The following is a 6144-nucleotide window of genomic DNA, read 5'->3' as shown; positions in this document are numbered from 1 at the left end:
TTGGTCTTTTTTTATTTTTGTTCTTTTTGTGCAAGCATTTCTTGATCTTTTTCAATGGTAGTATTGATGCCTTGGATGATTGCTGGAATAAATCCAGCTTCTTCGAGTGCAACGACCCCGGCGACTGTCGTTCCTCCCGGAGAAGAGACTTGGTCCACTAATTCCCAAGGATTTTCATTGCTCTCAAGGAATTTTTCACATGAACCTAAAATTGCTTTGGCAGAGATTTCAGTGGCTATTTTTTTTGGTAATCCATTGAACACTCCGGCTCTTCCCATAGCATCAATGAGCATGTAAACAAATGCAGGAGAACTTCCAGCTAAACCAATGAAAGTACTGAAATCTGATTCAGGTAAAGGATACACACTACCAATTGCTTCAAAAATCTGTGTTGCTTGTGTTAACTGTTCTTCTGTAGCAACAGAATTTTTACAAATGGCAGAGACTCCGGCACCAACACTGACATTCACATTTGGCATGACACGAACAATTGCAGCTTGCGAGCTATTTAAAGCTGCTTCAAGATCATTTAAAGTTGTACCAGATGCAATGGAAATGAAAAGGATTTTTTGACTGTAGTCTTGTAATTCACGAAGTACGGTTGAAATAATTTTGGGTTTTACTGCGAGTAAAAGAATGTCTACTTGTTCAGCGACTTCTTGATTTGTTTGACAAGCAGTGACTCCTGTTTGTTTAGCAAAAGCTTGCGCATTTTCAAAATGACCACTCGAAACAAAAATCTCGTCTTTTGAAAAGGTTTCTTTTTCGAGTAGACCACGAATGATTGCTTGAGCCATATTTCCTGTTCCGATAAATCCAATATTCATTTTACTTCCTCCCTTTTGATTTTAGAATAGCTTTGTTTGTTAGGAATCGCAAGTAACGTGTCAAGCAAAAGTGGAAAATTATAATTAAATAAGCTAACATTAGTGTTATGAAATGAAAGTACAAGAGTATGGAAGGTAAAAATGTGAAAAATAAAATACAATTGATCCTTCAATGGATGAAAAATCATAGTCTGATTTTAAAGTTGATTTTTTTTGGTTCAGTATTAGTCTTTGTCGCAAATCAGGTTGCTAATATTGCAAATGGCATGAGCTGGCAAGATATTTGGGAAACGATGGAGAAACAAAATCATGTAACCATCGTTTTGATGACGTTATTGGGGTTGCTTGGCGTGTTGCCGATGCTTTTATATGATTGGGTGACCCTTAGAGTATTGGAAAAGCAAGGAAAGCCCAAGATGCCAAGGCAAGAGTTCTTTCTAGCAGCTTGGATCACGAATACAATCAACAATTTGGCAGGATTTGGCGGTGTCGTGGGCGCTAGTTTGCGAGCTAATTTTTATGGTAAGCAGGCAGATCGAAAAAAGGTACTAGCAACCGTTTCAAAAGTGGCAGTGTTTATGATAACGGGTCTATCAGTTTGGTCACTGTTCACTTTTATCGATGTCTTTTTTATTCAAACAGAAAGTATTTTTCGAAGTTACTGGATTTGGCTACTAGGTGGCAGTTTTGTTGCACCAGTTATTTTCTTGTTTGCTTATCTTAAAAGAAGAACATTGTTTTCAGAGTTTTATCCCAAAGGCTTAGTAGGTTTATTTTTTGCTTCATTTGGTCAGTGGACAGGTGCGCTAACCGTGTTTTTATTGATTGGCAAGCTGATGGGAATCGACGTATCACTTCATTCGATTTATCCCATGTTTATTGTGGCAACGTTGATTGGTATGTTAACGATGGTACCAGGCGGTATGGGAACATTTGATGTGTTGATGATTCTTGGCATGAGTCAGTTATCTGTTCGTCAAGATGTTGCAGTGGTGTGGTTATTGTATTATCGCTTATTTTATTACGTAGTTCCGTTTTTAACGGGGATTCTTTTGTTTATTACGCATACAGGTGTGAAAGTAAACCGATTTCTTGATAATATTCCACGCTTGTTTTTCCAAAAAGTGGCACATATTATTTTAGTTAGTGCTGTTTATTTTGCGGGAATCATGATGGTTTTATTATCAACCATTACAAACTTATCTGCGATTAGTCGCTTATTTCAAATTTTATTGCCTTTTTCATTTAATTTTTTAGATCAGACACTCAATTTGCTTGTCGGATTTTTACTGTTAGGTTTGGCTCGTGGTTTAGCAATGAAAGTGAAAAAAGCTTATTTGCCAACCATCATCTTGTTGATTTTTGGTATTTTGAATACAATTACTCGAACCTTGTCATGGGAATTGATTTTAGTTTATGTACTCATTTTGTTAGCGGTTTGGTTAGCACGAAAGGAATTTTATCGCGAAAAGTTTGTCTATTCTTGGGGGGCAATCGTTTTTGATGCTTGCTTGTTTGGTTTCTTGTTTATTGTTTATGCAATTGCAGGTTATCATAGTGGACAATTTTGGGTAGGACGAATGACTGCGAATAATTTTATTCTGTTTCCTTCAGATGAAGTCTGGTTTTCTGGACTGATTGGTCTAGGTATTTCATTGTTAGCGTTGGTGGCATTATATCAATATTTAGCTACGGCAACGAATGAACTTGGAACGGAGTTAGAAACAGAAAGATTGAATCGACTGATTGATCAATATGGTGGAACTGCTTCTAGTCATTATTTGCAACTGCCTGGTTATAAATATTTTTATTATCAAGAAGGAGGTAAGGATCAAGTAGTTTTTGGTTACCAGGTAAAGGGAAATAAATGCTTTGTACTGGGAAATCCAATTGGCAATCCAGTTATGTGGCGAAAGGCAACCAAAAGCTTCCTCAAAAAAGCTGATTGCTTAGGTTATCAGCTGGCTTTTTATAAAGTGTCGGAAAAATATGTCGTGATGTTGCATGAAGTTGGCTTCCGTTTTGTCAAAGTAGGAGAGGCTGGGATTGCTGACTTAACGGTTGCAGATGTTCCTTGGTTAAATCAACAATTAGAATACCAACGGTTAACCAATGAAGGTTATCATTTTACTTGGTATGATGAAATTCCTGATGAGCTACTTCCAACGTTAGGAGAGGTGTCGCAAGCTTGGCTGAATGGCGAAACAGAGAAACATTTTTCTGTTGGACGATTTGACACAGAGTACGTGAAGACCGGTGGTGTGGGCGTTGTTCGAAAAGAGCAACAAGTAGTTGGATTTGTGACAGCACAACCAATGACACAAGTACAAGCGGGGTATGATTTGCTGCGTGTATCGCCGGGAGAACCTGTTGCATTGAGTGATTACTTGTTAGCAAATTTGTTTGTTGAGTATCAAAAACAAGGTTACTTGGAAGCAAATCTTGGTTTAGCACCTTTGGCGAATGTTGGAGAAACAGACTTTTCATTTATTCAAGAAAAAATGATGAACGTCATTTATAATTATGGGAATTTTTTCTATGCTTTTCAAACAACATATGAAAGAAAATCAAAGTATGTCAGTCGTTGGGAAGGTCGTTACTTTGCTTATATGAAAGGGAGCAATTTTGTATTCGCAACGCTTCAATTATTTATTCTGATTGGTCGAGGAAAAGGGAAAAATCCAAGCTTAGCTCAAGAAGTTTTGACTGAATTATAGACATGAAATGAGTATGAAATATAAGGAGAGGATAAGAATGAATGACATCTTATCCTCTCCTTTTTCTTTTTTGTATTAGTTGAAATAGGAATTTAAGGCGGAAGTTAGCTATACTTTTATTTTCCCCTATGATAGAATACTTTCGACTTAGACTTTTCGAATGGGTGAGAGGTATGGAACTAATTGAAAAAGCACCAGCCAAAATAAATTTAGGATTGGATGTACTATATAAGCGACCAGATGGGTACCATGAACTTGAAATGGTTATGTCGAGTGTGGACTTAGCAGACCATTTGATTTTTGAAGAATTACCTGAAGATCAAATCATTGTAGAAACAAATAAAGCTTTCTTGCCTGTAGATCAACGAAATAATGTCTATCAAGCAGCCCTATTATTAAAAAATAAATTTAAAATCAAAAAGGGTGTTAAAATCGTTGTTCAAAAAAACATTCCAGTGGCTGCTGGCTTAGGTGGAGGTAGTACCGATTGTGCTGCAGCTTTACGCGGAATCAATCAATTGTGGGATTTGGGTTGTTCTTTAGAAGAACTCGCAGAAATTGGACTAGAAGTTGGCACAGATGTTCCTTACTGTGTATATGGGAATACGGCATTTATTGGTGGTAAAGGTGAGAAAGTAAAACTGATTCCATCTATGCCACAATGTTGGGTCATTTTAGTCAAACCAAGAATGAGTGTTTCCACGCGGACGGTATTCAGAGATCTTGACACGCAAACCATTCAGCATCAGGATGTTGCTGGATTAGTAGAAGCAATCAAACAGCAAGATTATCAACGAATGATTCAAAAAATGGGCAACAGTTTAGAAGATGTGACGGGTAAAAGGCATCCTGTGATTCATCAGATCAAAGAGCGGATGATCAAGTATGGAGCGGATGTGGCTTTGATGAGTGGTAGTGGACCAACTGTTTTTGGTTTATGTCAGCATTATTCGAGAGCCCAACGAGTATATAATGGATTAAAGGGATTTTGTGATGAAGTTTATCTTGTACGCACATTGCGTTAAACATTAAACTGGTTTAGTAACTGATTCTTTGTAGTCGATTGACTAACTGGAAATTAATTAAAAAGCATATACGTTTAGTTTTCTTTTGCGACTAAACTTATGTGCTTTTTTTATTTATATTAGCTATAAATCGCTAATTAATGAATGAGCAATCGAGTAAATTAAAAAAGTTGCACGAAACAATGGACTGTCTCACTAATTTGTGGAAACCCAACTAAGCAAATTAGTAGGGCTAAATTTATTTTTTATTTTGTTCGATGTTTTTTCCAATGTTAAAACTCCTAATTATTTATTTATCGAGGAAAAAAACATCCATTCCAGGGAAATGGTGGGATCATGATCTTTATCCAATTATAAAAATTCATGGAATCACCCCTTTCGTGAAGTTCACCGCCATTCTATATGAGAACGCTTGTCTAGTTTGTAGAAAATTTGTCTTTTCTATGAGGAAGCATTCAAATGTTTTACGGTTTATCTTCAAATATCCGTTGTAAATCAGAAGATTTCAGAATTCTATTGACTGTAATTTTTTATTTTGATACATTAGTTCACGTTGATAAATCGTAAAATTACGATTTGCTATTTTAGAGAGGGGTAAACAATGATTAAAAAATATGTATGGGCAACGATAGCTGTTGCAGGAATGTTGTTATTTGCTGCTTGTGGACAAACTGAAAAGAAAAGTGAGTCAAAGACAGACGAATTAACGATTATTACTTCTTTTTATCCAATGTATGATTTTACGAAGGAAGTTGTTGGTGACGAAGGAAACGTTGAGTTGTTGATACCTGCGGGAACAGAACCACATGATTTTGAACCGAGTGCGAAAGAAATGGCGAAAATTTCGGATGCAGATGTTTTCGTGTATAATAGTTCAGACATGGAAATTTTTGTTGATTCAATGAAGAAATCAGTTGATCAGGAAAAAACATTAATGATTGAGGCAGCTAAGGGGATCGAACGCTTAGAAGGCTCAGAAGACCATGATCACGAAGCCGAAGCAAATCATGAAGAGGAGCATGATGGGCATGACCATGAATATGATCCTCATGTATGGTTAGATCCAGTCCTAGCAATCCAAGAAGTTCAAACAATCGCGAAGGAATTGGGCGATAAATATCCTGAAAAGAAAGCAACATTTGATGAAAATGCGGAAGCTTACATCAAAAAATTAGAAGCGTTAAATCAAAAATATGTAACAGAACTAAAAGACGCAAAAAATCGGACTTTTGTTACGCAACATGCTGCATTCGCCTATTTAGCGGATCAATATCATTTAACTCAAAAATCGATTTCAGGTATTTCACCAGATCAAGAGCCGACCCCAAGTCGTTTGGCAGAACTGAAAGAATTTGTTGAAGAAAATCAAACAAAAGTCATTTATTTTGAAGAAAATGCTTCTTCAAAAGTGGCTGAAACGCTAGCTGCTGAAACGGGCGTGAAGCTTGAAGTGTTAAATCCACTGGAAAGCCTAACGGAAAAACAAATGGCTGCTGGTGAGAATTATATTTCTGTGATGGAAGAAAATTTAGCGGCATTGAAAGAAAGTATCAAGTAAGTTTAGAAGGAGGTCTA

4 protein-coding genes are annotated in these 6144 nt (G+C 36.6%); 3 read left to right on the top strand and 1 reads right to left on the bottom strand.

Annotation, left to right across the window (positions count from 1 at the left end):
* Positions 1 to 11: 11 nt before the first annotated feature.
* Complete coding sequence (gene proC, locus JZO71_RS08250; protein WP_206899019.1) at positions 12 to 827, bottom strand: pyrroline-5-carboxylate reductase; 816 nt, start codon at positions 825 to 827, stop codon at positions 12 to 14.
* 143 nt (positions 828 to 970) lie between these two features.
* Here proC and mprF point away from each other — a divergent pair, with 143 nt between their 5' ends.
* From mprF to JZO71_RS08235, 3 genes are all read left to right on the top strand, one after another.
* Positions 971 to 3544, top strand: coding sequence for a bifunctional lysylphosphatidylglycerol flippase/synthetase MprF (gene mprF, locus JZO71_RS08245; RefSeq protein WP_206899018.1), 2574 nt, complete (start codon positions 971 to 973; stop codon positions 3542 to 3544).
* A gap of 173 nt (positions 3545 to 3717) precedes the next feature.
* Positions 3718 to 4569: a 4-(cytidine 5'-diphospho)-2-C-methyl-D-erythritol kinase gene (gene ispE / locus JZO71_RS08240; protein ID WP_206899017.1), complete on the top strand. Its 852-nt coding sequence runs from the start codon at positions 3718 to 3720 to the stop codon at positions 4567 to 4569.
* Between the two features lie 601 nt (positions 4570 to 5170).
* Complete coding sequence (locus tag JZO71_RS08235) at positions 5171 to 6127, top strand: metal ABC transporter substrate-binding protein (protein WP_206899016.1); 957 nt, start codon at positions 5171 to 5173, stop codon at positions 6125 to 6127.
* The last annotated feature ends 17 nt before the right edge of the window (positions 6128 to 6144 follow it).

Origin of the sequence: Candidatus Enterococcus courvalinii (assembly GCF_017315945.1) — a bacterium.
Taxonomy (GTDB): domain Bacteria; phylum Bacillota; class Bacilli; order Lactobacillales; family Enterococcaceae; genus Enterococcus_B; species Enterococcus_B courvalinii.
Note: the sequence above shows the minus strand (reverse complement) of the source record. Positions and strands in the feature narration are given on the sequence as shown.

What these genes read in the sequence shown, in the direction of transcription:
- JZO71_RS08235 (WP_206899016.1), top strand. Translation starts at nt 5,171, where the DNA reads ATGATTAAAAAATATGTATGGGCAACGATAGCTGTTGCAGGAATGTTG.
- proC (WP_206899019.1), bottom strand. Translation starts at nt 827, where the DNA reads ATGAATATTGGATTTATCGGAACAGGAAATATGGCTCAAGCAATCATT.
- ispE (WP_206899017.1), top strand. Translation starts at nt 3,718, where the DNA reads ATGGAACTAATTGAAAAAGCACCAGCCAAAATAAATTTAGGATTGGAT.